Below are 238 nucleotides of genomic sequence, written 5' to 3' on the forward strand. Positions count from 1 at the left end.
GTCGAGGCTGTGCTGCGAAAGCCCTGAGCCGCCGTAACGGTCGACCTTCTCGACGAGCGCATTGACGCCATAGCTGACGCAATGGGCTAGCAAGGCCATGCGGCTCGCGTCGTCGAGTGCTGCGATCCAGTCCCACAGGGCAGTCGGCTCGGTGGGCAGATCGGTCTTCCAGTCGTCGTAACGCTGTGCGATGGCCTTGGCGGAAGCGCTGTCCTTGAGGTCATTGCCCTGGGCCGAG

1 pseudogene is annotated in these 238 nt (G+C 64.3%); it reads right to left on the reverse strand.

Annotation, left to right across the window (positions count from 1 at the left end):
- Positions 1-238: pseudogene (locus HBA93_RS23395) on the reverse strand (chromosome partitioning protein ParB); the annotation flags it as partial.

Source organism: Ochrobactrum sp. SFR4 (genome assembly GCF_019730395.1).
Classification (GTDB): domain Bacteria; phylum Pseudomonadota; class Alphaproteobacteria; order Rhizobiales; family Rhizobiaceae; genus Pseudochrobactrum.